Source organism: Psychrobacter sp. MF31, assembly GCF_012847335.1.
GTDB lineage: Bacteria > Pseudomonadota > Gammaproteobacteria > Pseudomonadales > Moraxellaceae > Psychrobacter.
In genome coordinates this window covers 1-26,107 of the sequence record NZ_JABBDX010000005.1, presented here as the reverse complement: position 1 = coordinate 26,107, position 26,107 = coordinate 1, and the positions used below count along the sequence as shown (strand labels likewise).

Here is a 26,107-nt window from a genome sequence, read left to right as displayed (position 1 = left end):
TAGCAAATTAGTGTAGCCATCTGGCAAAAAGGATAAAATAGCGATGATTGGCATAGTTTCAGGAACGGTTCAGCATTTGATGGCGCCAACGGCGTGCGTGATGACCGCATCGGGCGTGGGCTATGAGATCGAGCTGCCGCTGCCGTCTTTTTGCCAGTTGCAGCTTGGTCAATCGGTCAGCCTTTGGACGCATTTTCATGTCCGTGAGGATGCTCAGTTGCTCTTTGGTTTTATTGATAAAAAAGAGCGCGATGTGTTTCGTAGGCTCGTTAAAATCAATGGCATTGGCGCGAAAATGGCGCTTGCGATGTTGTCTGCGATGAGCGCCTCGGAGCTAAAACTGCACGTAGAGCAAGGCTCAGAGCTTGCGCTGACCAAAATTCCAGGTATTGGCAAAAAAACCGCTCAGCGATTGCTCATTGAGCTTAAAGACAAGTTAAATGACATTGAAATGGACAGCATTCATTTAGAACTGACGATGAGTGAAGCCAGCGTTCCTCATGAAGGCAGCATCATTGCTGAGGTTGAAGGCGCGCTCATTAGTCTTGGCTACAAAGAAAAAGAGGCGCAATTGGCGATCAAAGCGGCGAAAAGTCAAGGTGATCATTTTGCTGATACCCAAAGTTTACTTAAAGCGACCCTTAAGCAGTTATCCAGTTTTTAATCTATAACTTACGTTAAAATCAAGCGACACCCGTTGTCGCTTTTTTTATGAGCGCTCAAAAATACCGGCGCAAATCTGTTATGCTAACTTTATTTTTCCAAATTTTAGGGTTTAAGCTATGATGCAAGACCGATTGATTAATCCTGAAGCCGGCATTGGGGATGCGCCTGATGCCAATATTCGACCTTCGCTTTTGGCAGAATATATCGGTCAGCCGGTAGTTCGCGAGCAGATGGAGGTGTTTATTGGCGCGGCTCGCGCTCGTGATGAAGCGCTTGATCACACCTTGATTTTTGGACCACCAGGGCTTGGCAAAACCACCCTTGCCAACATCATTGCTCGCGAGATGGGCGGTAATTTGCGATCAACGTCAGGTCCTGTTCTTGAGCGGGCAGGGGATTTAGCGGCGATGCTGACCAATCTTGAAGAAGGTGATGTCCTCTTTATCGATGAAATTCACCGCTTAAGTCCGGTCATTGAAGAGATTTTATATCCGGCAATGGAAGACTTTCAGCTGGATATTATGATTGGTGAAGGTCCTGCGGCGCGATCCATCAAGCTTGATTTGCCACCATTTACGCTCGTTGCTGCCACCACGCGGGCAGGGCTTTTAACCTCACCACTTCGAGATCGCTTTGGTATCGTTCAGCGCTTGGAGTTTTATAATATTGCCGATTTGACCACCATTGTTAGCCGAGCAGCAAGGCTCATGCGCGTGCCGATGAGTGAAGATGGTGCGCTTGAGATTGCAAGGCGCTCGCGTGGAACGCCACGGATTGCCAACCGCTTGCTGCGCCGCGTTCGCGATTACGCTGAAGTCAAAGGCGATGGTACAGTCACCGGAGTGATCGCTGCAAGCGCCCTTGATATGCTTGCGGTTGATCGTCGTGGTTTGGATCACTTAGATCGGCGCTATATTGAGATTTTACATGAGCGTTTTGATGGGGGACCAGCGGGCGTTGAAGCCATTGCCGCGGCAATGGCAGAAGATCGCGGAACGCTTGAGGATGTGATTGAGCCGTATTTAATTCAGCAAGGCTTTGTGTTAAGAACAGCTCGCGGTCGCGTATTGACCCAAATGGCAATTGACCAAATTGCTTAATGCAAATTTTAAAATGAGCTTTTAATGTAACGCTTATTAAGCAAGCATCCGCCAAATTACAAAGAAAATCGCCAGCAGATAAAACACGGGCGACACCACAGCGATCACTTGGGTGGCAATCGTAATACAAATCCCAAATCCGGCAATCGCTGCCCAGTCGCGGCGGCGATCATTAAGTAAGTCAGCACGGATTTGTTGAATTTCGCGAAGTTGTTGATCTTGACGTGAACCTTGTGACGCAAGGCTTTGCAATCCTTGATCTAGCAGTCTTGGAATGTCGGTGGTGGAAAGTAGTAGCTCAGGCAACTGTTCACGAAGTGCTTGTAAATTGCGAACAGGGTCGAGCTGCTCTTTGACCCAACCGGTTAAAATGGGTTTGGCAAGCGACCAGATGTCCAAATCAGGGTACAAATCGCGACCAAGACCTTCAACATGAACCAAAGTTTTGAGCAGCAGCATCAATTGCGGCGGGATACTCATGTGATGGCGGCGCGCAATGTCCAAAATCTGCATTAACACACCGGCAAAATCGATCTCATTGATCGACTTTTGCACCATGGGAGCAACCGTCCGGCGCATATCGCGAACCAGGGCGTGTTTATCAGTATTCGGCGGAATCCAACCGGCGCGGCTGACGATATCGACAAGCGCGGTAAAGTTATTATTCATCACCGCAAGCAATAGCCGCGCCACAATTAATTGGTCGTCTTTTGATAGCGACCCCATAATCGCGCAATCAAGACCGATATAGCGCGGCGCATGACCGATACTTGGCGGATTTGCTTGCGATAAGGTGGCAACTGGCGGCGTTTCAACAAACACGTTGCCGGGGTGCATATCCGCATGAAAAAAGTTATCGCGAAATACTTGGGTGAAAAAAATGGTCAAGCCTTTTTCAGCAAGTGCCGCTCGGTCATAGCCAAGTTTATCAAACAGCGCCGTTTGTGAAATGGGAACGCCTTGGATGCGCTCCATGACCATCACCTGCTTTGCCGCCTCATAAACTTCCGGCACATACATCAGCGCTGATCCCAAAAAGTTCTCGCGCATTTTGGTGGTATTATCAGCTTCCAAAGTTAAGTCAAGCTCATTGAGCATCACTTGCCGATAATCTTCAACGATATCAATCAAGTGAACTGCTCGCGCGGCTTCAATTCTTGCTGAAAGCCAGCTGGCAAGCTCACGAAGCAATTCAAAATCTTGAACAATAACTTTGTGGATATCGGGGCGAACGACCTTAACCACCACCTCGCGACCATCGGTGAGCGCTGCCGTATGAACTTGGGCAATGGAGGCTGCTGCAAGCGGCTTACTATCAAAGCGCGCAAACAGCTCATGAAGGGGTGCACCTAAGCCAAACTTTTTATCTTCAATCTGACTAATGGCAATGCTTGAATCAAAAGGTTTTACCTTATCTTGCAACTGAACCAACTGAGCAATAATCTCAGGCGGCACCAAATCGCGGCGCGTTGATAACAGCTGACCCAATTTTAAAAACAGCGTTCCCATGTCCTCTAAAGCAAATTTAACCGCATTATCTTGATGCGATTTGCCCCAAGCACTTGGATGTAACCGAATGAGCCTTGCAATAGGCGCAAGTTGCGGCGCCTCTTCAATTGGAAAATGGGTATCAATGCGGTAGCGGGCAGCAATGCGCCAAAGCTCAAGCAGGCGGGCGCGGTGAGATAATAACATGGCAGATCGGTACTCTCATTAAAACTTAAGGCTGATGAGGATTAAGCTCAGCTTGCTTTGCCTTAATCAAGGCAAGTCGGGCTTCTTCGCGCTCAACGTCGGCTCGCAGCCGTAGCAACTGCTGCTTGAGCTTATCGGCTTCCGACTGATCACTTGGGTCGGGCGCTCCGGCTCCAGCAACGTCATTTGCCCAGTCGCTCACCTCATAAAAGGTGCGTTTTGCAGTTTGCCGAAGATTGCCTTTTAACTGAGTAATCACCAATTGCAGCTGACTGGCTAAAGGTTTACCAATGATCGGCTCTAGCTGACCTGCAATATCAGGATCAAATCCGGCAACCAACTGCTTAATTTGCATCAATATTTTATAATCGCCAGCAATGGGCAAATTGCCTTCTGCGCCGCGGATAAGGTTCAAAAGCTCAGCTGGATTAGCAACGGAAATGGTGCAATCCGGCTGACTGTAACCGATTCGATTTGCTGCCAAATACGCATTTTGCCGATCGCTATCTTCGCTTTGGGCTTTGGTTTCAAACACACTTGGCGTCGTTACCGGCTCAAAGCGGATATGGTCTTGATTAAACAAAACATCCAGTTGCAACTGGGGAAGCTGCATGTTCAATCTAAGCACTTTGCCAGCAAGCGGCTCAAGTCCAGATTTGGTGATTTCATCGCTTTGAATGGCAAAATTAATCAGCTTTTCAGCACCAGCTAAAAGGAGCACAGTCAGCATCACAGGAACCCTTTTTAATAACCATTTTTAATAACTGTTTTTAATAATAAAACAAAATTAACCGCCGCTAGGCTTTAAAGCCGCGATGAACCGCAACGATTCCGCCAGTTAAGTTATGATAATCGCAGTTTTCAAAGCCGGCATTTTCCATCATTTGCTTGAGCGTTTGCTGATTGGGGTGCATTCGGATAGATTCGGCAAGATATTGATAACTTTCAGAATCGTTGGCGACCAGTTTGCCCATCAATGGCAGCGCGGTAAATGAGTACAAATCATAAGCTTTGGATAATGGCTCAAAAACAGGTTTAGAAAATTCTAAAATCAGTAATCGACCACCGGGTTTTAACACGCGAAACATAGATTTGAGCGCGGCATCTTTGTCAGTGACGTTTCGAAGCCCAAAGCTGATGGTAACTAAATCAAAGCTATTGTCTTCAAAGGGCGCCAGCGTTTCAGCATTGGCAAGGATAAAATCAACGTTGTTGCAACCAGCGTTAATCAAGCGCTCACGACCGACCTCAAGCATCGCGGCATTAATGTCAGAGAGCACGACATGACCGCGGCGACCGACTTCGCGGCTAAAGACTTTTGCCAAATCGCCCGTACCGCCTGCAATATCCAAAACGTGCTGACCTGATCTGACCCCTGATAGGCTGATCGCAAAGCGCTTCCAAAGTCTGTGAATCCCAAAGGACATCAAATCATTCATAATGTCGTATTTTTTGGCAACGGAGGTGAACACATCGGCAACGCGAGCTTGTTTTTCGGCTTTATTGACCGTCTGATAGCCAAAATGGGTGACTTCATCGCCATCCGTGTCCGCTGTATGCGGATTGCGGATGTCATCACGTTGATTAAAAGAAGATTTTTGCTTGGTGTTACCATCAAAGCTTTTATTATCAAAGCTTTGATCGGTAAAGTTTTGCTGACCTTGCGGTGTTCCTACGGGCAAGTCTTCAACCTGCGTAAAGTCATCATTATTTGATTCTATCGTAGTATTTTGACGAGTGGCAGCTTGTTTTACGACCGCCTCATTGTGGTCAATACTATCTTTGATCAGCTTATTTTGAAGGCTATCTGTTGATGATGCTTCATGATGATTATTAGAATTTAACGGGTTTGAAATGCTCATAAATGATCCTAAATGTTGTTTTTATTATAAAAATGAACTTAAGCGACCTTAAAAACAGTCGAATTATCAAGGCTGTCATCGTGGACTTGGTCAATAATGGTCAGCTCATCTTTGCAAAACGGCTCAATAAAGCTGCTCACGCTATTAAGCGGCTTCATGGCGGCAAATCCTGCGTCAATAAAGTCATAAAGCGGCTGATAACCGCGGCGATAAGCGGTGCCTTTTGCCAAAGAAAACGCTTTTTTAAGCATAAATGAATTTAAATATTTGTCCGTTTTATAGCAAACGTCTTTTAAGTTATTGATTTGATGGCGACGCTCAGCCCCTTTGTCAACCGCTCGATAAGCTGCCAGCATGTTGTCTTGATTTACCGGTAAGTCTTGGGATAACAACCACTGTGCCAAATCCATATCCAGCTCAATCGCCAAAATCGCCGCTTGAACCGCAAGGCTTCCGGTTTCAAACGCCGACTCTTTTGCCAGCTTTTCAAGTTTTTTGGCTTTAGGGATGATCCTTGCCAATTGCGTTGCCAGTGATTTGAACTCTTCGCCGCCATAAAGCTGAGTTAAAAAGTAGCTTGCCATCAGCTGATTTTTAGGCTGTGCAAATAGTGCTTGATGCGTGTTTCGGATTCGGTCGCGCTGCCACGACTGAACTTCATTAAGCTTTGCTGCAAGCGCCGCGTCATTATGGTAGGGCAGCGCCCAATATCGGTCTAAATGTTGTTGTAAGTTAGTCAAAGCGGTCATGGCAACGATCCTTTATCCTTTTTATATTAAAATCAAGTCAAGCAAACAAAAGCGTCGCCTTATTATAGCGGACAGCTGACCATAAAACGATAGCGAATACAATTGCCAAACGGTTTTGCCGTGATCATGCCATTAAAATGGTAATCTTATAAAATAATAATAAGCATTAATTGGGTAAAACATTCACCACCTCATGGATATGGACATTAATCATGAAAAAAAGCAAATCAGCGCCTGAATCTTTAACGCCAACCAATCACACCAAAACTTCTGAGTCAACGCTCGCAGCAAGCACCAAAACTTTAAGCCAACGCTTTAAAAACGATATGAATGATTGGCTCATTCCCAATCCGTTAAGTGCCTTTTCAATGGATAAAGAGGAGTTGCGAGTGGCGCTGATTCAAGCTCAATTGGCGCTACAAGCCACCCGCGAGGCGCAGTTAGAAAATGTTAAGCCAACGGGACTTTTGGTGTTGGTCAATGGCATGGAGGAAGCCGGAAAAGGCACAGCGGTCACCCAGCTTCGGCAATGGGTTGACCCAAGATTATTAAAAGTTGAGGCAACTATTGGCGCGCCGCCTGCAAAAAATCAGCCCATTTGGCAGATTTTTACCAAAGCCTTACCGCGTCATGGCGATGTGCTCATTTATTTTGGCAACTGGTACGCTGATTTGCTCAATCAAGTGATGCGACTGGCTAAAAAACATCCCAGTATCAGCCAAATTGGCGAGGGCAATTTAACCAATAAAGCGCCCATTGAGCAGTGGCAGCGCTATTTTCAGCAGCAATTAACCGAACTGCAAGCTTTTGAAAATGATTTGTCAAATAATGGCACCAAAGTATTAAAGTGCTGGTTTCATATTGATAAAGCCACCTTAAAAAAGCGGCTGAGCGCTCAGGATTTAACTTATTTGTACCAAATTGATTGGCTTGATGATGCGGTTTTAGATCAATTTAATGAAGTTGCCGCCGCGCTGCTTCGTCAGCAGCAAGATTGGGTGATTATTGATGGGACGGATAAAGAGGACGCTGCCACGCAGTTTTGCCATCATGTGCTTCATGCCATGCAGTCGGCGCTGATAAGCAGCTGTGAGGATGAGCAGACGCTGCAAAACCCAAAATCTTCTGCTAAATCGCCGCGATTTGAGGCAGAGACTGCCAAGCCGTTTATTCCTGTTGCCATTTTTGATCAGCCTTTAACGACAACCGGTAAAAATGAAGACTGCAAAGCGGCGCTGACAAAAGAGGACTATCACCAAGCCCTTGCCGAAAAACAATCTCAGTTGGCAAAACTGCTGCGAGCGCGTCAGGGTCGTCATGTCATTTTTGTGTTTGAAGGAATGGATGCTGCCGGAAAAGGCGGGGCGATCAAGCGCTTGGTGGCGCCGCTCGATCCGCGCGAATATCAAATTTATAATATTGGTGCGCCTATGCGCTTTGAGCTTGAGCACCCTTATCTTTGGCGGTTTTGGACGCGGCTTCCGAACGCGCAAACCGACCGACTAAGCCGGATCGCCATCTTTGATCGCTCATGGTATGGTCGAGTATTGGTTGAGCGCGTTGAGAACTTAACTCCCCCTAAAGACTGGCAGCGCGCTTATGGTGAGATCAATCGCTTTGAAACCGATCTTGTCAATTCAGGCGCCATTGTTCTTAAATTTTGGCTGACCATTGATAACAATGAGCAATTATCCCGCTTTGAGGCGCGATCAGAAACGGCTTATAAGCGATATAAATTGACCGAAGAGGATTGGCGCAATCGTGACAAATGGGGCGATTATGTTCAGGCAGGGGCGGACATGCTGGCAAGAACCACTACCAAAGCTGCGCCTTGGCACGTGATTGCGACCAATGATAAACGCCTTGCTCGCTTGCAAGTTTTGGATCATGCGCTAATTCATTTAAAGCAAGTGCTTAATTAATAAGCAGTTTTTAGCTGATCTTCAAAGTCATCTAATTGTCATAAATTAGTCATAATTCTTTCATATAATACGCGCACAACGAATTCTGGTGATCAGATCACATTGTGCGCTGATGTTTAACTGCCAAAGGTTGCAAAATTTCATTTTTATCAAAGTCATCAAACGCTTTGATTGCTTAATTCCAATCTATCCAAGTTTTTTCGATTATGTAAGGCAAAACCATCTATGGGAACCAATATCGCGCCGTCAACTGATAAAAAAGTCGGTTCAATGCGGATTAATCTTTTTTTTGCACTGCTGCTTATTGGCATGACCGGCTATTTTTTATGGTGGGGATTTGATTATACCTTGCACCAGCAGACGCTTTTGTTCATCATTGCGACTGCCTTTGGTATTTTCATGGCATTCAATATTGGCGGTAACGACGTTGCCAACTCGTTTGGCACCTCTGTTGGTGCAGGAACGTTAACCGTTACTCAAGCATTGGTTGTTGCCGCGATCTTTGAAGTGTCAGGCGCGGTTTTAGCCGGCAGTGAAGTGACCGACACCATCCGAAAAGGCATCGTTGATTTAGATGGCTTTAGCATTTCTCCCAACAATTTCATTTATGTGATGCTCTCAGCATTGATTGCGGCGGCGTTTTGGCTACTGTTCGCTACCAAAAAAGGGCTTCCGGTTTCGACCACCCATGCCATCATTGGCGGCATTATCGGCAGCTCAATCGTTTTGGGATATAACGTTGGCGGCAGTGAAATGGCGCTATCGACCATCAATTGGGGAACCATTGGTCAAATTGCCATTTCTTGGATATTGTCACCGCTATTAGGTGGCGTCTTGGCTTATGTGTTATATTCGCAAATCAAAAAGAACATCATTGATTATAATGACAAAACCGAAGCGCACATTCATGAACTAAAAGAAAGCAAACGCGCCCTTAAAGAAAACCACAAAGAGTTTTTTGAAAATTTATCTGAGTCTTTGCAGCTGTCTTACACCTCAGCCATGCTTCGTGACCAAGAAGTATTTAAAGATGAAGACTGTGACCGCGATGATTTAGAAACTGACTATTATCAAAATCTTTATGATCTTGAGCATGAGCGCAAAAACCTTGATACCTTAAAAGCTTTGAAAAAATGGGTTCCATTAATCGCCGCCTTTGGTGGGGTAGTGATGACCTCAATGGTAGTTTTTAAAGGCATTAAAAATGTCAACAGCTCCTTGACCAACCTTAATGGGCTACTGATAATGGGAATGGTTGGCGCGTTAATTTGGCTTGCAACCTTTATTTATACCAAAACCATTCGCGGCAAGCACAAAGAAAACTTGACCAAAGCGACCTTTATCATGTTTAGCTGGATGCAGGTATTTACCGCCTCAGCCTTTGCCTTTAGTCATGGCTCAAATGATATTGCAAACGCGGTTGGACCTTTTGCGGCGATTATGGATGTGATCCGAACCAACCAAATTGCATCGCATGCTGCTGTCCCTCCGGTAGTAATGATGACGTTTGGTGTTGCCTTGATCGTTGGGCTTTGGTTTATTGGTAAAGAGGTGATCCAAACGGTCGGCACCAATTTGGCAGAAATGCATCCTGCTTCTGGATTTTCAGCTGAGCTTGCTGCTGCTGCGGTCGTGATGGGAGCTTCAACTTTAGGGTTGCCAATTTCGAGCACGCATACTTTAGTTGGCGCGGTTTTAGGCATTGGTATTGTTAATAGAAATACCAACTGGGCGCTGATGAAACCGATTGCGCTGGCTTGGATCATTACCTTACCCGTTGCTGCAATTTTGTCAGCGATCAGCTTTGTGATTTTAAAACAAGTCTTTTTATAATCTAAAAATCAGTTATAAAAAAACGCCTACTTCATGTAGGCGTTTTTTTGTACTCAATTTACAAGATTAGTCAGTACCATACTGCTGACGCTTTTTGGCAAAGAAGCGATCAAGACTGTCCATCGCTTCTTCTAAGTCGTGAAGGTTTGGTAAGAATACCACTCGGAAGTGGTCGGGTTTGTCCCAGTTAAAGCCAGTTCCTTGAACCATCAAGACTTTTTCTTCGAGTAATAAATCCATCATGAACTGCATGTCGTCTTCGACTGGATAAACTTCAGGATCCATTTTTGGGAAGCAGTAAAATGCGCCTTGTGGCATGGTGCATGAAATGCCTTTAATGGCGTTTAAGCGCGAAATGGTCAGCTCACGCTGCTTGTATAATCGACCCGTCTCTGCAGTAAGCGCCTTCATACTTTGGTAGCCGCCCATTGCCGTTTGGATAGCGTATTGCCCTGGAACGTTTGAGCAAAGTCGCATTGAGGCAAGCATATCTAAACCTTCGATGAAATCGTTCGCATGATGCTTGCGTCCTGATACCATCATCCAGCCTGCGCGGAAGCCGGCAATACGGTGTGATTTTGACAAACCATTATAAGATAAAATCAAAACGTCGTCTGATAAGGTACACATTGGCGTGTGTGACATGCCATCGTACAATACGCGGTCATAAATCTCATCTGCCATGATGATCAGGTCATGCTCAACGGCAACTTCAACGATTTGTTTTAAAATTTCGTCAGAATACAACGATCCGGTTGGGTTATTGGGGTTAATAACCACAATACCTTTGGTTTTGCTGGTGATTTTTGACTTGATGTCTTCAATATCAGGATGCCAGTTGTCATCTTCATTACAGCGGTAGTGAACGGCAGTACCACCGGCAAGGTTAGCTGCTGCTGTCCAAAGTGGATAGTCAGGCATTGGGATAAGCACTTCATCGCCATCATCCATCAAAGCTTGCATCGTCATAACGATTAGCTCTGAAACCCCATTTCCTAAATAGACATCGCGAACGTCAACGGCAGACAGTAGCCCTTTTGATTGATAGTATTGCAATACCGCTTTGCGAGCTGAAAAAATCCCTTGCGAGTCAGAATAACCGATAGCTTCAGGCAAATTCATTGCCACGTCACGCAAGATTTCATGCGGTGCTTCAAAGCCAAATGGCGCAGGGTTACCGACGTTAAGCTTTACAATACGATGACCTTCAGCTTCCATTTTATTTGCCATTTTAAGCAAAGGTCCACGGATATCGTAGCAAACGTTTTGTAACTTATCAGATTTTTTTAACTTGCTCACCGGTTTACCATCCTTCGTTGCCGCAGATGATTTAGAAGCAGCTGCCTCGGTTTGAGGCTGGGTATCCATAGGCACCGCAAGCGTGACGTTATTGCCGTTGTCATGGCTGACAGAATCGTGCGGATTGCTGATGGTATCTTGATTGTTTTCCATAGTGATTGAGCCTTTAGAATCGTCCTGATTTGAGGTAGAAAAGGGTTGAGAGGTTGAGGTTACTTGATTGTCGCCGCGCAATAAGTAGCCCTCAGAGCAGCCTAAAATTCGCGCAAGCGTGGGAAGTTTTGAGGAAACGATGCCGTTGGTGCCTCGCTCCCAATTTGAAATGGCGCCACGGCTAACTTTTGCCCCAGCTTTGGTCATGGCTTGCGCCAGTTGTTGAGCGGTCATGCCTTGATCTCGGCGCAGCTGTGACAGCCGCTCACCTTGAGACTGCATGTCCTTATCGATCGTCATAATCATGACCCCTTAGTGATGGCGTGATTATAAAATTGCGGGGTAAGTAAAGGGTTGAAAAATTTAAGTAAAGAACAATAAATACTTTCTAATGCAAGATATTATTGCATTTAGAATCGACTTGCAAGCGCTTTATAGTTTATATTTCATTTGCAAGAAAAACTTGCATTTAAATTTTATTGTTCATAAAAAACAATAATTTGGCGATCAGTTAAAATAAAACCGTTAGCAAGGACTTCATACTAGCTATTAAATTTTACTGCTTCTTTTATGTTAAGAACATTACGTCATGGTTTAGTAAAAAGATGTCGCTATAGGTTGCAGTTTTTGCCAAATCTGCGTTATGTTTACCAAGATATTACGAAAACTAAAACTTAATTTTTTTTGAAAACAAAGGACAAGACTATGAATGACAATCAATTGACTAAAGAAGAAATTGCCCAATTAACTGACGCGGATTGGCGCGCACGGTTAAATTCTGATGAATATCATGTGATGCGTGAAAAGGGCACGGAGCGACCTTTTACTGGCGTTTATAATGACAATACTGAAGAAGGCGTTTATCGCTGCAAAGGCTGCGGCGCTGAATTGTTCAATTCTAATCATAAATTTGATGCTGGCTGCGGCTGGCCAAGTTTTGATCAAACTATTAATAATAGCGCCGTTAGCGAGCATTTAGACACCTCACATGGCATGCGCCGAACCGAAGTGACCTGTAGCAATTGTGGCGCCCACTTAGGTCATGTTTTCCCTGATGGTCCTCGCGATACCACTGGAATGCGTTATTGCATCAACTCCGTTTCGCTTGATTTTGATAAATCGCAGCAATAAGCCAATTTAACAATAACACCTAGGGCAGTGATCACAACTATGACAAACTTATATTCCTTTTCTGCGAAAACTATTGAAGGCAATCCTAAAGATTTTAGCGATTATGATGGGCAAGTTGTGCTCATCGTCAATACTGCCAGCCGCTGCGGTTTTACGCCGCAATTTGCAGGTCTTGAGACTTTGTATCAGCGTTTTAAAGACCAAGGTTTTATGGTGATTGGTTTTCCTTGCAATCAATTTGGCGGTCAAGATCCTGAAAGTAACGAGAATATCAGCGAGTTTTGCCAAAAAAACTATGGCGTAAGCTTCGATATGATGGCAAAAGTCGATGTCAACGGTAAAAACGCTGATCCCCTTTTTACTTGGCTTAAAGACGAGCAGGGCGGTCTGGTCAATGACGCGATTAAATGGAACTTCACTAAATTTTTAATCGGTCGCGATGGCAAGGTTGTCAAACGCTACGCCCCAACGGTCAATCCTGAAGCCATTGCTACTGATATCGAGCAAGCTTTAAAAAATAGTAAATAATTTAAATGATATTATGATTAAAATCAGCCAGTTGTAAAAAACTGGCTATTTTAAGGCAAAAAATGGCAAATTAACGTTTGACAGACCTTGTTAAATGTATATAATAGCCACCCATACCAAGGGCAATATGTTCTAGGTTAAAGCATTAAAAAGTTAAAATGCTTTTAGAAAATCTTCTTTAAAAGATTTTCTCTTGCGCTAAAAATTAGAAGTACGATTTTTAACGCTTAGAAATCCTATTTAAAGGATTTCTCTTGCGAAGCTAAAAAAGCAGTGCTTTTTTTAAACGCTTCTCAGGGTGATTAGCTCAGTTGGTAGAGCGTCTGCCTTACACGCAGAATGTCGGCAGTTCGAGCCTGTCATCACCCACCACTTATTAGCAAGTGGGTTCTTTTAGAACAAAATGCTAAGCGACCTAAGCAGCGGTAGTTCAGTTGGTTAGAATACCGGCCTGTCACGCCGGGGGTCGCGGGTTCGAGTCCCGTCCGCTGCGCCATATTTAAAACTTAGTTTGCTTTTAATTAAGTGCAAAAGTTTCAACCTCAAGTAATAATTTGCTTGAGGTTTTTTTGTGTGTGTTATTTAAGAAAAATGATTTTTTATTTACTTACAATATGAGTAGATCATTTCTATTCATTTAAAAAGGAATTTACAGATCAGTATTGTTGATTTATTAGACATCAAAATGGCTATTTCGATTCATTGCTAAATTAAATTGACTGCCAAACAAAATGAGCGCCCCTAATAATAAAAATAATCCAAACGCATAAAATGCCAAAGCCGTACCATAGCGATCAACAATCAATCCGGTAATAATGACCGGAACGCTAAACCCCAAATATGCCATTAAAAAGTAGCCCGCACTAGCGCGCGCTTGCTCATTTCCAGCAGAGCGTGCAACGCCCGATAGCCCGCCTAGATAAACAAAACCATAGCAGCTGCTGCTTGCTAAAAATGCTGCCAACAAAATCGCAGGCAAATTAGCATTCAGCGCGCCCCACGTCAGCAAAGCATAGCTGGGAAGTAAAATTAAAATAGCAATCTTGGTAGATACTTTAGGATCAAGCTTTCGAGCGATTGGCTGAAATAACAATCCGCAGCTAATGGCAAGCATAGAAGAGATCCCTGCATATTTGCCCAGACCATATGCTGCTAATACGGATGGAATCACCGACAGCACAAGTCCTGTGGTCGCCCAGCAAATTAAAATAGCGCCGCCGAACCACAACACGTCACGATTAAAATAAGGTAGCTTAAGCATGGTGCCGAAAGTATCTCGTTTTGGTGCAGTTTCAGGCAATTGCCAAACTAAAAATATCGATAAGGACGCGCTGACCAATAAAAAATAAAAGCTGGCAGGTTGCGGCGACTCATGGACTAGCAAAGACACGGTAGTAAGTACAGGACCTAAACCAAACCCTACCGTCGTGCTAGCTGTAACCCAAGTGGTGGCGCGAGCCGTATTAGACGCGCCAATCAGCTCAATCATATAGGCCGTTGCCGTTGCTGCCATTAACGCAGTTCCTACCCCAAGCATAAATCGCGCTGCCGCAAGCGCCCGCGTATAGGGATAAAACATCATCAAAGCTGTAGCTGCTATTGATAACCCTAAAGCAATCAAAATCGTCTTGCGTCTCCCAATCCTATCAGACAGACCGCCAAAGGCTAATAAAACTGGGATCACGCCTAAGACATAAAAAGAAAACGCTATCGTTGTTGCCAAAACCCCATAACCGTCATTTTGTGCATAGAGCGCATACAACGGACCTTGGACATTAACACTCGTCGTTATCACGCATAATGCAAATGCCAAATATTTATTGCTGTTCTTTATCATCATAAAAGCTACTTTTGAAAAGATTCGTTGAAGTTGCAACATTGGCTTTGAGCAAAAGTCGCTTTAAAGCCAATATTACCTCGTTTGAAGTTCAATGATTAAATCAAAAGCAAGCTAGGATCACCACATACAATCCAGTACAATTCATTAGAACTGTTTGGCGTATAGATACCATACAGTGAAATTGTCAAAATGACTCAATCATAGGCTCACTGATAAAAAAATGAAAACTCAAGTAACCCGAATTGAAATGGTTATGGCAGATGTCAAAGAAAAAATAGCATCGGTCACTTATCTTCCAGGAACAAGGCTGCCGTCCATACGAGCTGCTGCAAAAGCTTATGGATTTTCGCCCTCAACGGTGGTTGAGGCTTATGAGCGGCTGCAAACGGAAGGCGCCATTTACTCGCGTCCTGGTGCTGGATTTTATGTCGCAGAGACCACAGCCCCATTATTATTAAAAGAAACTGGGCATAATCTTGATCGCGCGGTTGACCCGTTATGGATATCGCGGCAGTCGCTTGAGCCCTCTAGTGATTCGATAAAAGATGTATTAAAACCTGGCTGCGGTTGGCTGCCACCAGACTGGCTATTTGAAGAAGGCATGCGCCGAGGTCTAAGGCATGTAGCACGAGGTGATGCGGCCGTGATCAGTGAATACGCAACGCCACTTGGACTGCTTGAGCTAAGACAACTATTAACTCGGCGAATGACAAAACTTGGAATCAAGGCAAAGCCGTCACAAGTGATATTGACCGAATCTGGCACTCAGGCGATAGATTTGATTTTTCGTTTTTTGTTGACGCCGGGCGATACGGTAGTGGTTGATGATCCATGCTATTTTAATTTTCGAGCGTTATTGCGTGCCCATAGGGTCAAAGTAATTAGCGTACCCTATACGGCAGAGGGTCCTGATATCAATATTTTTGCAAAGATATTACAAGAGCATAAACCACGCCTTTATATCACTAACGCTGCCATTCACAATCCTACAGGAGCCACTTTATCAGCCGCGGCGGCATTTCGAGTATTGCAGTTAGCCCAAGCTGCAGGGCTTTATATTGTTGAAGATGATATTTTTGCAGATTTTGAAATAAGCTCGGCGCCACGCCTTGCCGCTTTAGATGGCTTATCACGCGTGTTTTATATTGGTAGTTTCTCTAAGACCTTATCGGCGTCTTTGCGCTGCGGTTATATTGCAGCTCCTAGCGAATGGGTCGAGGATTTACTGGACTTAAAAATAGCAACAGGATTCGGTGGTGGTCAGCTGGCAGCAGTAGTCGTGCTGTCAGCCTTAACGGACGGCAGTTATCGCAAGCATATGACGACGATTCATAACCGCCTTGCAAATGCGCGAAATCAAGTCTTACCACGGTTAAAAAACTTGGGAATCGTGCCATGGTTGATACCAAAAGCTGGCATGTTTCTTTGGTGCCGACTGCCAGATAATCATAGCGCCACTCAATTGGCAAACCAATGTTTGTCGCAAGGTGTGGTCTTAGCGCCCGGAAATGCGTTTAGCTTATCTAAAAATGCAGATAGCTTTATGCGATTTAATGTGGCACAAATAAATCATCCAAAAGTTTTTGAGGTATTGGGGCAATCCATGCGCTAAAAATAGTGTTGATAAATACTTAAAAATCAACTAGATTTTATGATAATGACCGGTTTACAAGGGCAATATAATCTATGGTGATAGCTAACTTTAAAGTTATGGCAGAGTACAATGCCCTGATGAACCAAAAGATTTGTGCTAGCATCTTAACCATACCTAATGAATCGTTATGGCAGGATCAAAAAGCATTTTTTAGCTCAATATTAGGAACATTAAATCATTTAATGGTAGGCGATCTAATTTGGCTTAATCGGTTTAATAAACATCCCAACTATCCGACAGGCGTTAAAGCCTTAGAGTCATTACAAGAGTTTCCTTTACCAAGCAGTCTTACGCAAATTTTATTTGAAGATAAGCAAAGCTTTATCACTGCTAGACAAGCTTTAGATCAAGTAATTATTAAATTTATTAATGAATTGAATGAAGATGATTGCTTAAGTATTTTGAGCTATCAAAGTACTAAAGGTGAGGTTTTTAACAAGCCCTTTTTTATGCTACTTCAACACCTTTTTAATCACCAAACTCATCATCGTGGACAAGTGACGACTTTGCTTAGCCAAATAGGTATTGATATCGGAGAAACGGATTTATTGGTATTGATTCCAAGCGTAAATAGTTGAAAGGACATTTTAATACTTAGTTTTTAATTATAGTTATAAATTAAAAACTCTTACTTCGATATACCATTTCGGCTGCATCGCTGCAAAATCTTGCCGGACATTCGAGGGTAAATAACTGGCAGAATCTAAAACCAAAGGCTGACCCTCTAAACGTTTAAAAACGACCCAATGCCAAAAGCTGACGCCATCATCTACGTGATGCTTGATCGCTAATAATGCTAAATCTGGTAGCGCTTCCCAAGACTTAAATGCCATCTCGCTATGGGAAGTTTGAAACCCTAAATGAGCTAACAGCTTGCGGACATACTGCGTGTCTGACCAAAGCGATTTATCAGAAGCGTAAATTCCCAAATCATTAGCAATCGCTTTCATTTCCGAATAGCTTTTACCGGCGATATTGGCAACTGACGCGATGCCGCAACCGGTTGATTCTTCTTGAATGACTGGTTTAATCATTATTATTTCCCACCCATTTTTTAAATTTTTGATTCATTACTTAGTTCTTTTAAAGCAATCAAAGCTGCTTCTGCCTTGTTATTAGAAACAAAGATATGGTCATGATAATAAGCAGCAAGAATATTAGCACTGATGCCTTTTGAAGCAAGTTTACTCGACACGGCTGCTGTCAAACCTACAGCTTGCAAGCTTGAATGAACGGTTAGTGTAATTTGCCGGAAAATACCTTCGTAATGCAAACCGGCTTTAACAGCTTTATCTTTAGCTAAAACTAACGTCAAGCCTTCAGCTTCCATAAATGTTGCGATTGGTTCTAATGCTAAATATTGATTTAACTGTCCTGTTACAGTGCAAAATACGAACTCATGGTCTAATAGTTTTGGCTGTATTGCAGTAAGTAATTGAGTTAACTCTTTAATTCCTGACATTTTATTTCCTTAATTTGAAATAACTCTAGCGTTTATTGTGAAAAATAGATAGATTAAAGTTTATTTTTCATAATAAGGATAAACCGTGAACACCTTATACGGTAATAAATTTTCTGGAAATAGCTATAAAGTGAGACTAACTTGCGAGCTATTAAACATTAAATACCAATGGGTTGAAATCAATATATTAACGCAAGAAAATAGACAGCCTGAATTTTTACGGATTAATTCCCTAGGTCAAGTACCTGTTCTACAAATTGAACCTGTAACTTGCCAGCTAATAGCGAACCTGCTTTATTATTAGAATCTAACGCTATTATTAGATATTTGGCTGAGGGTTCAGCACTCATTCCGAACTCTGCTATAGAATATGCAAAAATGTGGCAATGGTTACTGTATGAGCAAGGTGAAGTTAGACCTAACTTAGCCTCCGTAAGATTTATCAAAAAATTTCAAAATATGATACCTAGTCGGCTAGAAGAATACCAACAAAAATTTATCAAATCAAAAGGTATTCTTAGTTATTTAGACAGTCAGCTTCAAGGTAACGCTTACATATTAGGAGATAGCGTCAGCCTGGCAGATATTAGCCTGTATGCTTACACGCATAATGCGGAAGAAGGTGGATTAGATCTATCATCTTATAAAAACCTATGTACTTGGTTTGAGCGGATTGAGTCTTTACCTAATTTTATTAGACTATGATAAAAACTATTAGAAAATAGCCTTGTCAGTGGTATACAAGCTCGATTGCAACCCCCACAATTCTTTAAAAACACCATCAACGCGTTTTAACTCTTCAGGAGTTCCATCTTGAACCAAAACGCCCTTATCAATCACTAGGACCCGATCTACGCCATTGATAGATCCTAATCGGTGGGTAATCATAAAGCTCAGCTTTCCTTTTGACAGCAATTTAAAATCCTCATAAAGCTTAGCTTCAGACTTTGGATCGATGGCTGAGGTTGGTTCATCTAAAAGGATCATAGAGGTCTTAGCATTCAATCCGCGTAAGATGGCTAATCTTTGCCACTGACCGCCTGAAAATTCAATACCGCCAAATGATTTGCCAACCAAAGTATCTAATGAAACATCAGCACGTAGTCCAAGCTCAGCTTGGATTTTATGATCATTAAACGCGGCAGTTTTATTAAAGCTAATATTTTCATTAATCGTTAACTTAAATCTAAAAAAATCTTGAAACACTGCGCCAATGCACTTTCGCAGCTTTAAAACATCATATGAGCGTATGTCCTGACCGTTAATTAAGATTTGACCTTTTGATACGTCCCAAAACCTGCAAATCAGATATACCAGCGTTGATTTTCCCGCGCCATTATGACCAACAATGGCAATAGACTCGCCAAGATTAGCCGAAAAATTAAGATTATAAAGAATATAGTTTTCAGATTTTGGGTATTTAAAACTTACATTCACAAACTCAATAGTTTGTATTTTATCAATTGCCAATTCACCATTTCTAATATCGTCTGAATAATCTAAAAATGAAAAGTACTTTTTAAAATAGTCTAGTATTTCATAAAGCAAAGCGCTGTGCTGTATCAAGCCATCCAATCGATTATTTAAGATTACTATGGACTGTAACAGCACAACGATTGATGATGCGGTAATGGTTGCTGCTTTGTTTTGCTCATAAAGTGAAAACAACACCAAACCGATCACAAAAATAGAAATCAGCTGAAACGGTATTGGCTTGATAAAGATATTAAATTGCGCTTTTTTAAGCTCACTATAAACGCTTTGAAATGCCTCACTATATTTGTCTATGATGAGTGGATATGCTCTAAACAGATGAATGTCTTTTTGAGCCTCTTTTAAAAAAGTGATCGAAGAAAAATAGTCCATCAATCGGCTTTGCTTTCCGGTTGTCATCAATGCTTGCCAGCTAAAGGATGCCACTTTAAAATTGATATAAGACAATGGTATTGCCGCAAGCAAAATAGCGAAAGGAATCCACCATTTAATCGCAAACAGCATGAAGGATAACGCGGTCACCGTGATCAGCTCTCTGGCGATAGTGACTAAATTGACTGAAAAATTGGTAGGTCTAAATTTAGATTGGTTTTTTAAAACGGCGACCGCATCTTGAATGTCTACATCCTCATAAGCTTGCAAGCCATGAAAAGAGGCGTTTTTTTTCATCAATTGCGTGATTATTTTATTGGTAACAAGCTGATTGATATGCGATTGTAGATAGCTGATAAAAGGATTAAGCAGCGTAGGCAACAACAGACTTATGCCCCAAATTGTAATGATAAAAACAATAGAGTTTGTTGAACTGGTATTTTCAAAAATTGAAACCAGCTGACCAGTCGCAAAAACATTTAACGCTGGCATGATTCCAACCACAAATAAGCATAGCGCCATGGCGATATTGTAGTTAGGGCAGGCAGAAAAAACTTCTTTAACTGATCTAAAAAACAGCCGTATTTTTTTATTCATTTGTCATATATTTTTAAGAAAAGTTAATGTCATTTTGCAAAATAACTGAGCTATATGGAATAAGTAGTTCGTTTACTATTGCCAATCCTTTATTTACAACACAGCCCAGCTTACGCCTTACTCTTTAAATAATCTCCCAGCCAGACCAAAAACTCATCACTCGTCGTCGATACATTTAATCGCAGATAAGTGGAAGGTTTTGCCTCGGGGTTAAATAAATGCCCTGGAGCGACAAGCTAACCCTCATTATAAGCGTCTAATGCCAATTGTCCCGTATCCTGCTTGGTGTCCACCCAAATAAATATCCCTGCCTGCGTATGCTCCGGATATTCAAGACCAATTTTAGGTAATGCTTCACGTAGTCTTTGATGCGCTAAATATAAGTTTTGCTGAACCTTTTTAATTTGCCGACGATACTCGCCATGAGTCCATAGACGATGGACGACCCGCTCACCAAATTCTGGCGTATTAGAATTACTTAATATTTTAATGCGTATGACGTCATCAATAAATTTGTCAGGGCAAACGAGCATTCCTACACGCCAGCCTGATGCCATCAATTTTGAAAATCCTGTGGCATAAAACACCCGCTCAAATTGATCAAGACTGGCATATCGTAGCGCCTGACCGTTTGGCACCAGCGAGGCATATAAGTCATCTTCAAAAATGTAAGCGTCATATTTATGAATCAAATTAAGCACTTGATGGGCTCGGGCAGGATGCAAATGATAAGACGTTGGGTTATGAAAGACACTATTGGTTAAATATAATTTTGGTCTATACGCTGCAAACAACTTTTGCAACTGCTCAATACTGGGGCCTTGATGATCGCGATCAACGGCGATGACATTTAAACCTTGCTGCTGCAGGCAGCTGGATAACCAATACCAACCTGGGCTGTCTACCAATACTGTGTCACCAGCTTGGGTAAGCAGCTGACCGACCATCGTTACCGATTGCGAGACGCCAGCGGTGGTCACGATGTAGTCAGCACGAACTTTCAGCCCTAGCGTATTTAAGTGCCGTGCAAACTGCTGACGCAGCGGCAAATAACCTTGGATATTGCCATAGTTATAAATAAAATCGTCAGCTTGCTGGGTAACCTGCCGGATTGCCCATTCCATTTTGTCATTGCGCACCCAATCGTTTGGTAGCGTTCCTGATCCTGGTGAGAGGTGATGCGGAGTGTTGTTAAGAACTTGTAAGAGCCAACGTGTATCTATGACTGGATACTTATTTATGCGCTCATTTTTAGCGTGTTGGTGGCTCAATCTTAAAGTCGCGTTGACATAGTAGCCTGAGCTGGGTTTGGCAATCAAGACATTGGTTGCGACCAATTGCTCATAGGCCTGAGCGACTGTAAAGCTTGAAATATTTAATAATTTTGCCAATTTTCTGACCGATGGCACGCGCTGATTGGGCAAATAAATTTGCCAATCGATACGCTGCTGAAGCCACTCAGCGACGGCGGCGGTTTTCGTTAGATTAGGATTCAAGCGATAGCTGCTGTCCATAAAAAACCTGTTTTTTATTAAAATTAATAATCGATTGAACTGTCATGGTAAAAGCAACGGTACAGATTGTTTGCTAAAAGCAAAACTGTATAGGTACTGTCATGGTCAATTAAATTATAGTTTGAATTGTTTATAACCGTCAAAATGATCGAGGTGAAAAAATAATGGGGTTTAAAAGCAATACACCGTCAGCACTAATTCTACCTACCATGCCAATTTTAATGCTAAAGCGTTCAGGTGAGATAAAAACAACACGCTTAACGCGTTCAGCAATCATAAGAAATTAGGATAACTATATGACTCCTTTACAAACGGCATTAGCTATCTTAGTCGCCTTTATTTGGGGCGTAAATTTTACGTTTATCGCTTGGGGACTTGAAAGCTTTCCGCCACTGATGCTGACAGCAATGCGTTTTTTCTTTACGGCTGTGCCATTGGTTTTTTTCCTCAAGCCGCCTAAGTTTAATCGGACGCTATTCATCTATGCTATTGGCACGTTTGTCATACAGTATGCTTTTGTTTTCACAGCGATGCATTTAGGCGCGTCGGCTGGGCTTACCGCACTGCTATTGCAGATTCAGATTTTTATTACCGTACTTCTGGCCTATTTCATGTTGGGCGAGACCGTAAGTCGTTTGCAGATTGTCGGAATGGTGTTTGGCGTTTTAGGATTGACGACCATTGCGCTTAATCTTGGTGGCGATATGCCGCTGACGGGCTTTATTTGTATTTTGATTGCGGCGATTGGTTGGAGCTTTGGCAACATTGCTTCAAAGCAGATATCAAAGCAACCTACCAAACAAGCATCGCTGCAAAATCCTAAGGTATCGACGGTTTCAACTACTGATAATAAAACTAAAGCATCGGCATTATCTGCTCTATCACTGGTGGTTTGGGGCGGACTGATTGCCTGCGTAATTTTAACGCTATCTTCTTTTATCTTTGAAACTGAGGCTTGGCAGTTAGCAACGTTTACGCAAGCTTCGCTTAAGTCTTGGTTGTCGCTTGGCTTTATTGTTTATATCTCAACCTTGATAGGATTTGGACTTTGGGCGCATTTATTGGCTCAAAATACGGCGTCCAAGGTTGTGCCATTTGCTTTACTTGTACCGATATTTGGAATGATCACCTCGGTGATGTTACTTGGGGAGAGCGTAACGTGGTGGAAGATGCTTGCGATGGTGTTCATTTTATCAGGCTTAGTATTTGCAAACGTGAAAATCAGACGCTCTAAAAAGATGATTTACGAGTAAATAGCGCTTTGCATTTACGTACTAGTACAGTAGAATAAGCAATCTAAATTAATACTGACTCTTACGAGCTCATGCCATGATCAATAATCCTTACGATAGCCTACTGGTACATTTAGCTAAATGTAATGACAAAGACGAAATTAAATCAATATTAACTGCACTTTTAACGGAAAAAGAGCAACGCGAAATCACTAACCGAATCCTTATATTTGAGTTATTAGATCGCGGTATGTCTCAACGTGACATATCAGAGCAGCTCGGTGTCGGTATTGCAACGGTATCGCGCGGCGCTAAGGCAATCCAGCACAATGATGTTAGCGCTTTATTAGCTACCCATCGAAATGGCGCGAACGGGGATGCTTAACCGCATGAATTTTAGGAAATTTTATGATTTTAGACCAAAATAAGAACCTCTTAGCGATTGAGCCAAGCCCAATTAAGATTCCCAGTAAGCCAATACGCATTAAGCTGACTCAAGATATTGACTTTTTTGAGTTATTTAAACGCATTGAAGCCAATTTTGATACTTGCTATTTGCTTGAGTCTTTAGGGGAAGACAGCCACATGTCAAGGCATCATGCCATTGGCTTTGATCCAGTATTGACAATTAGCGCTATTGATCGCGAAACACTGACGATAACCAATCATCGAACGAATGAATTTTTGGAGTATCAATCAGAAAATCCTTATCAATTACTGCGCAAAATTACCCCTCAGCACGATATTTCCCGCGAGCAAAGCGGCGGCTTGGTCGGCTATTTGGGCTACGACAGTGTTAATTTTTTTGAACCCAGCTTAACGGCAAAGGCTCATTCAGATTTTGAGCCTTTTAAGTTCGGTTTGTATTTGGATGGATTAACCCTTGATAAGATGACGGGCGAAATCTTTTATTTTTACTATCCAACCGATGAGCAGGACAACAGAATTAACCAAGTCAAAGCGCTGCTAACGGCGTGCGCGCCAAACCACAAGCCGCCTGCCATTGAGTTTTTAGGCGACAGTATGAGCCGTGAGGAGCATGCCAATGCTGTCATGAAAGTTAAAGAAGCCATTAAGTCAGGGCGCATTTTTCAATGTGAAGTCGGCTTTAAATCCAAATACCATATCAGCGGCAATAAGATGCCCATTTATGAAAAGCTGCGCTTAGTGAATCCCTCGCCGCATATGTATTTTATGAAATTTACTGAGCAATGTATCATTGGCGCGTCCCCTGAGCTTCTGTTCCGCTTGCGCCAAGGTGAGATGGAAACGTACCCCTTAGCAGGAACGACCAAACGCGGAGCTAATAGTGCTGAAGACCGCAAGCTGGCAAGAGCGCTTTTAAACGATGCCAAAGAAATTGCTGAACATAATATGCTGGTTGATTTACACCGAAACGACATTGGCCGTGTGGCACAATTTGGTACGGTAAAAGTGCGTAGTCTTATGGACATCAAACGCTTTTCTCATGTTCAGCACATTTCATCAGAAATCGTTGGTATCTTGCACCCTGATGAGGACATGTTTAGCGCCCTTGCCAGCAACTTTCCCGCAGGAACGCTGTCGGGAGCGCCAAAGATTGAAGCCATCAAAGTCATTAATGAGCTAGAAACTGACGGCAGAGGGGCTTATGGCGGCGCCATCGGCTCATTTAATTTTAACGGCGATTGCATTTTTGCTATTCCAATTCGCAGCTTATTTATTAATGGCTCTTCCGCTTATATACAAACTTGTGGCGGCAATGTTTTTGATTCCAATCCTGATGATGAGTATTTAGAAATTCAACGTAAATTATCCGCCATGAAAACCGTTTTAGATAGCTTTAATACGCCCTTACAGAGTGCTTTGCTATGAATGTTTTAATCATCGACAATTATGACTCGTTCACTTTTAATCTTTATCAGTATGTGGGCGAGATTTTACAATATTTAGAGCATGGCAGCACAAATAAGGTAGTGGTGAAACGTAATGATGAAATAAGCTTAGCGGAAATTCAGGCGATGAATGTTGACCGCATTATTATTTCACCCGGTCCTGGCGCTCCTGATGACCCTGCTTATTTTGGTATTTGCTCAAAGGTCATTGATGTTCTTGGTAAAACGACTCCTATTTTGGGAGTTTGCTTAGGGATGCAAGGCATAGCTCATGTGTTTGGCGGAAAGGTAGTTCGCGCTACTGTTCCGATGCATGGCAAAGTATTTGCAATCCGCCATGATGGCATGGGGGTTTATCAAGGTTTGCCGCAAGGTATTGAAATCATGCGCTATCACTCGCTTATGGTAGAAGGTAAAACGCTGCCGGATTGTTTTGATGTGACCTCAGTGATTCAAAATGAGGGTCATGCGTCATTAAGCTTGGCTCAATGTGCACTTGCAGGCGATGAAATCATGGGAATTTGTCATAAAAACTATCCCGTTCAAGGGGTTCAGTTTCATCCCGAGTCATTTGCCACTGAAGGCGCAAAAAATCTACTGACTAATTTTTTGATGGGAGTCTGATTTTCTTTTACCCGTTTTAAATTGGCTTAATAGCTGTTAGATAATAAGAGTTTTTAAATAAAAATAAAGGTCATCATATGTTAAACGTTAAGATTAAAATTCTAACCGTGGATGAAGCTAGAGATTTCAAAGCGATTAGACTTTCAGCCTTAAAAAAGTCGCCTGAAATGCTTGGCTCTACCTATGAAGCAGAAGTGGATAGACCATTAGTATTTTTCGAAAATTGCTTATCAAGCTCAACGGTATTTGGCGCTTATCATCATAATCAAATTATAGGTTTAGCAACCTTAACCCAAGAAACAGGAACAAAGTTTTCTCATAAAGCGACTTTATCAAGTGTCTTTATTGAACCTGAATTTCAACAAAAAGGCGTAGCAAGCCGCTTACTTTGTAGTGGTCAACTAATTTAGGACACCTGATAAGAGGTTTCGGTTAAAGTAGCGTTTCTCTTTTTCTAGCGGTGTTAAATAATCATTAAAACTGTGCGGTCTCACGATTTGATAGTA

The 26,107-nt window shown here is 42.6% G+C and carries 24 protein-coding genes, 2 tRNA genes and 1 pseudogene; 17 read left to right on the top strand and 10 right to left on the bottom strand.

What is annotated here, in order from left to right; translation table 11 throughout:
* The first annotated feature begins 43 nt into the window (after positions 1–43).
* Positions 44–664 carry a Holliday junction branch migration protein RuvA gene (ruvA, locus tag HF322_RS07745; RefSeq protein WP_169392844.1) on the top strand — a complete coding sequence of 207 codons (621 nt, stop codon included), beginning with the start codon at positions 44–46 and terminating at the stop codon, positions 662–664.
* A 121-nt stretch (positions 665–785) separates the two neighbouring features.
* A complete protein-coding gene (gene ruvB, locus HF322_RS07740; RefSeq protein ID WP_169393054.1) occupies positions 786–1,766 on the top strand; it encodes a Holliday junction branch migration DNA helicase RuvB in 981 nt (326 codons plus the stop codon).
* A 36-nt stretch (positions 1,767–1,802) separates the two neighbouring features.
* Here the strand turns inward: ruvB and HF322_RS07735 are convergent, their stop codons facing one another.
* The 4 genes from HF322_RS07735 to HF322_RS07720 form a co-directional block, all read right to left on the bottom strand.
* On the bottom strand, positions 1,803–3,461 hold the full coding sequence (locus HF322_RS07735; RefSeq protein ID WP_169392843.1) for an AarF/ABC1/UbiB kinase family protein: 1,659 nt from the start codon (positions 3,459–3,461) through the stop codon (positions 1,803–1,805).
* A gap of 25 nt (positions 3,462–3,486) precedes the next feature.
* Positions 3,487–4,191: an SCP2 domain-containing protein gene (locus tag HF322_RS07730; protein ID WP_169392842.1), complete on the bottom strand. Its 705-nt coding sequence runs from the start codon at positions 4,189–4,191 to the stop codon at positions 3,487–3,489.
* Between the two features lie 67 nt (positions 4,192–4,258).
* Entirely contained in the window at positions 4,259–5,323 is a 1,065-nt protein-coding gene (gene ubiE, locus HF322_RS07725) for a bifunctional demethylmenaquinone methyltransferase/2-methoxy-6-polyprenyl-1,4-benzoquinol methylase UbiE (protein WP_223193233.1), read from the bottom strand.
* Positions 5,324–5,361: 38 nt separating this feature from the next.
* Positions 5,362–6,072 (bottom strand): hypothetical protein, encoded by a 711-nt coding sequence (locus HF322_RS07720; protein WP_169392841.1) that lies wholly within the window; start codon positions 6,070–6,072, stop codon positions 5,362–5,364.
* 212 nt (positions 6,073–6,284) lie between these two features.
* Here HF322_RS07720 and HF322_RS07715 point away from each other — a divergent pair, with 212 nt between their 5' ends.
* Entirely contained in the window at positions 6,285–7,994 is a 1,710-nt protein-coding gene (locus HF322_RS07715) for an ATPase (protein WP_308811488.1), read from the top strand.
* 225 nt (positions 7,995–8,219) lie between these two features.
* Positions 8,220–9,827, top strand: coding sequence for an inorganic phosphate transporter (locus HF322_RS07710; RefSeq protein ID WP_169392840.1), 1,608 nt, complete (start codon positions 8,220–8,222; stop codon positions 9,825–9,827).
* A gap of 66 nt (positions 9,828–9,893) precedes the next feature.
* On the opposite strand, the gene HF322_RS07705 is transcribed toward HF322_RS07710, so the two are convergent.
* On the bottom strand, positions 9,894–11,579 hold the full coding sequence (locus HF322_RS07705) for an aminotransferase class I/II-fold pyridoxal phosphate-dependent enzyme (RefSeq protein ID WP_169392839.1): 1,686 nt from the start codon (positions 11,577–11,579) through the stop codon (positions 9,894–9,896).
* 405 nt (positions 11,580–11,984) lie between these two features.
* Between HF322_RS07705 and msrB the strand changes: the two genes are divergently transcribed.
* From msrB to HF322_RS07685, 4 genes are all read left to right on the top strand, one after another.
* On the top strand, positions 11,985–12,410 hold the full coding sequence (gene msrB / locus HF322_RS07700; protein WP_169392838.1) for a peptide-methionine (R)-S-oxide reductase MsrB: 426 nt from the start codon (positions 11,985–11,987) through the stop codon (positions 12,408–12,410).
* 39 nt (positions 12,411–12,449) lie between these two features.
* Positions 12,450–12,938 carry a glutathione peroxidase gene (locus tag HF322_RS07695; protein WP_169392837.1) on the top strand — a complete coding sequence of 163 codons (489 nt, stop codon included), beginning with the start codon at positions 12,450–12,452 and terminating at the stop codon, positions 12,936–12,938.
* Positions 12,939–13,234: 296 nt separating this feature from the next.
* Positions 13,235–13,310, top strand: a tRNA-Val gene (locus HF322_RS07690).
* A 47-nt stretch (positions 13,311–13,357) separates the two neighbouring features.
* A tRNA-Asp gene (locus tag HF322_RS07685) sits at positions 13,358–13,434 on the top strand.
* A 177-nt stretch (positions 13,435–13,611) separates the two neighbouring features.
* Here HF322_RS07685 and HF322_RS07680 read toward each other — a convergent pair.
* Positions 13,612–14,778, bottom strand: a complete 1,167-nt coding sequence (locus tag HF322_RS07680; protein WP_169392836.1) for an MFS transporter — start codon at positions 14,776–14,778, stop codon at positions 13,612–13,614.
* Between the two features lie 220 nt (positions 14,779–14,998).
* Between HF322_RS07680 and HF322_RS07675 the strand changes: the two genes are divergently transcribed.
* Together HF322_RS07675 and HF322_RS07670 are read left to right on the top strand one after the other, a co-directional pair.
* Entirely contained in the window at positions 14,999–16,390 is a 1,392-nt protein-coding gene (locus HF322_RS07675) for a PLP-dependent aminotransferase family protein (RefSeq protein ID WP_169392835.1), read from the top strand.
* Between the two features lie 74 nt (positions 16,391–16,464).
* Complete coding sequence (locus HF322_RS07670) at positions 16,465–17,010, top strand: DinB family protein (RefSeq protein WP_188211240.1); 546 nt, start codon at positions 16,465–16,467, stop codon at positions 17,008–17,010.
* 33 nt (positions 17,011–17,043) lie between these two features.
* Here HF322_RS07670 and HF322_RS07665 read toward each other — a convergent pair whose 3' ends face one another.
* A complete protein-coding gene (locus HF322_RS07665; protein ID WP_169392834.1) occupies positions 17,044–17,466 on the bottom strand; it encodes a hypothetical protein in 423 nt (140 codons plus the stop codon).
* Positions 17,467–17,486: 20 nt separating this feature from the next.
* Positions 17,487–17,894 (bottom strand): ACT domain-containing protein, encoded by a 408-nt coding sequence (locus HF322_RS07660; RefSeq protein WP_169392833.1) that lies wholly within the window; start codon positions 17,892–17,894, stop codon positions 17,487–17,489.
* A gap of 85 nt (positions 17,895–17,979) precedes the next feature.
* Between HF322_RS07660 and HF322_RS11790 the strand changes: the two genes are divergently transcribed.
* Positions 17,980–18,198: a glutathione S-transferase N-terminal domain-containing protein gene (locus HF322_RS11790; RefSeq protein WP_169392832.1), complete on the top strand. Its 219-nt coding sequence runs from the start codon at positions 17,980–17,982 to the stop codon at positions 18,196–18,198.
* The gene (locus tag HF322_RS07650) at positions 18,165–18,599 is read left to right on the top strand and encodes a glutathione S-transferase family protein (protein ID WP_169392831.1); all 435 of its coding nucleotides are present in this window, start codon (positions 18,165–18,167) and stop codon (positions 18,597–18,599) included. Before HF322_RS11790 ends, HF322_RS07650 begins: the two co-directional genes overlap by 34 nt.
* Positions 18,600–18,608: 9 nt before the next feature.
* Here HF322_RS07650 and HF322_RS07645 read toward each other — a convergent pair whose 3' ends face one another.
* Both HF322_RS07645 and HF322_RS07640 read right to left on the bottom strand, forming a co-directional pair.
* Positions 18,609–19,760 carry an ABC transporter ATP-binding protein gene (locus HF322_RS07645; protein ID WP_169392830.1) on the bottom strand — a complete coding sequence of 384 codons (1,152 nt, stop codon included), beginning with the start codon at positions 19,758–19,760 and terminating at the stop codon, positions 18,609–18,611.
* Between the two features lie 833 nt (positions 19,761–20,593).
* Positions 20,594–21,871, bottom strand: coding sequence for a PLP-dependent aminotransferase family protein (locus HF322_RS07640; protein WP_223193232.1), 1,278 nt, complete (start codon positions 21,869–21,871; stop codon positions 20,594–20,596).
* 296 nt (positions 21,872–22,167) lie between these two features.
* Between HF322_RS07640 and HF322_RS07635 the strand changes: the two genes are divergently transcribed.
* From HF322_RS07635 to HF322_RS07615, 5 genes and pseudogenes are all read left to right on the top strand, one after another.
* A complete protein-coding gene (locus HF322_RS07635) occupies positions 22,168–23,124 on the top strand; it encodes an EamA family transporter (RefSeq protein WP_169392829.1) in 957 nt (318 codons plus the stop codon).
* Positions 23,125–23,200: 76 nt separating this feature from the next.
* Complete coding sequence (locus HF322_RS07630) at positions 23,201–23,488, top strand: Trp family transcriptional regulator (protein ID WP_169392828.1); 288 nt, start codon at positions 23,201–23,203, stop codon at positions 23,486–23,488.
* 23 nt (positions 23,489–23,511) lie between these two features.
* The gene (locus tag HF322_RS07625; protein ID WP_169392827.1) at positions 23,512–24,957 is read left to right on the top strand and encodes an anthranilate synthase component I family protein; all 1,446 of its coding nucleotides are present in this window, start codon (positions 23,512–23,514) and stop codon (positions 24,955–24,957) included.
* Complete coding sequence (locus HF322_RS07620) at positions 24,954–25,601, top strand: aminodeoxychorismate/anthranilate synthase component II (protein ID WP_169392826.1); 648 nt, start codon at positions 24,954–24,956, stop codon at positions 25,599–25,601. Before HF322_RS07625 ends, HF322_RS07620 begins: the two co-directional genes overlap by 4 nt.
* Positions 25,602–25,678: 77 nt before the next feature.
* Positions 25,679–25,990: pseudogene (locus HF322_RS07615) on the top strand (GNAT family N-acetyltransferase); the annotation flags it as partial.
* Positions 25,991–26,107 lie beyond the last annotated feature (117 nt).

Excerpts from the sequence above, each read along its gene's own strand:
- HF322_RS07665 (WP_169392834.1), bottom strand. The coding sequence starts at position 17,466 with ATGATTAAACCAGTCATTCAAGAAGAATCAACCGGTTGCGGCATCGCG.
- HF322_RS07720 (WP_169392841.1), bottom strand. The coding sequence starts at position 6,072 with ATGACCGCTTTGACTAACTTACAACAACATTTAGACCGATATTGGGCG.
- HF322_RS07645 (WP_169392830.1), bottom strand. The coding sequence starts at position 19,760 with ATGGACTATTTTTCTTCGATCACTTTTTTAAAAGAGGCTCAAAAAGAC.
- HF322_RS07635 (WP_169392829.1), top strand. The coding sequence starts at position 22,168 with ATGACTCCTTTACAAACGGCATTAGCTATCTTAGTCGCCTTTATTTGG.
- HF322_RS07695 (WP_169392837.1), top strand. The coding sequence starts at position 12,450 with ATGACAAACTTATATTCCTTTTCTGCGAAAACTATTGAAGGCAATCCT.
- HF322_RS07660 (WP_169392833.1), bottom strand. The coding sequence starts at position 17,894 with ATGTCAGGAATTAAAGAGTTAACTCAATTACTTACTGCAATACAGCCA.
- msrB (WP_169392838.1), top strand. The coding sequence starts at position 11,985 with ATGAATGACAATCAATTGACTAAAGAAGAAATTGCCCAATTAACTGAC.
- ruvB (WP_169393054.1), top strand. The coding sequence starts at position 786 with ATGCAAGACCGATTGATTAATCCTGAAGCCGGCATTGGGGATGCGCCT.
- ubiE (WP_223193233.1), bottom strand. The coding sequence starts at position 5,323 with ATGAGCATTTCAAACCCGTTAAATTCTAATAATCATCATGAAGCATCA.
- HF322_RS07735 (WP_169392843.1), bottom strand. The coding sequence starts at position 3,461 with ATGTTATTATCTCACCGCGCCCGCCTGCTTGAGCTTTGGCGCATTGCT.
- HF322_RS07620 (WP_169392826.1), top strand. The coding sequence starts at position 24,954 with ATGAATGTTTTAATCATCGACAATTATGACTCGTTCACTTTTAATCTT.
- HF322_RS07675 (WP_169392835.1), top strand. The coding sequence starts at position 14,999 with ATGAAAACTCAAGTAACCCGAATTGAAATGGTTATGGCAGATGTCAAA.
- HF322_RS07670 (WP_188211240.1), top strand. The coding sequence starts at position 16,465 with ATGGTGATAGCTAACTTTAAAGTTATGGCAGAGTACAATGCCCTGATG.
- HF322_RS07625 (WP_169392827.1), top strand. The coding sequence starts at position 23,512 with ATGATTTTAGACCAAAATAAGAACCTCTTAGCGATTGAGCCAAGCCCA.
- HF322_RS07705 (WP_169392839.1), bottom strand. The coding sequence starts at position 11,579 with ATGACGATCGATAAGGACATGCAGTCTCAAGGTGAGCGGCTGTCACAG.
- HF322_RS07710 (WP_169392840.1), top strand. The coding sequence starts at position 8,220 with ATGGGAACCAATATCGCGCCGTCAACTGATAAAAAAGTCGGTTCAATG.
- HF322_RS07680 (WP_169392836.1), bottom strand. The coding sequence starts at position 14,778 with ATGATGATAAAGAACAGCAATAAATATTTGGCATTTGCATTATGCGTG.
- ruvA (WP_169392844.1), top strand. The coding sequence starts at position 44 with ATGATTGGCATAGTTTCAGGAACGGTTCAGCATTTGATGGCGCCAACG.
- HF322_RS07730 (WP_169392842.1), bottom strand. The coding sequence starts at position 4,191 with ATGCTGACTGTGCTCCTTTTAGCTGGTGCTGAAAAGCTGATTAATTTT.
- HF322_RS07640 (WP_223193232.1), bottom strand. The coding sequence starts at position 21,871 with ATGGACAGCAGCTATCGCTTGAATCCTAATCTAACGAAAACCGCCGCC.
- HF322_RS07630 (WP_169392828.1), top strand. The coding sequence starts at position 23,201 with ATGATCAATAATCCTTACGATAGCCTACTGGTACATTTAGCTAAATGT.
- HF322_RS07715 (WP_308811488.1), top strand. The coding sequence starts at position 6,285 with ATGAAAAAAAGCAAATCAGCGCCTGAATCTTTAACGCCAACCAATCAC.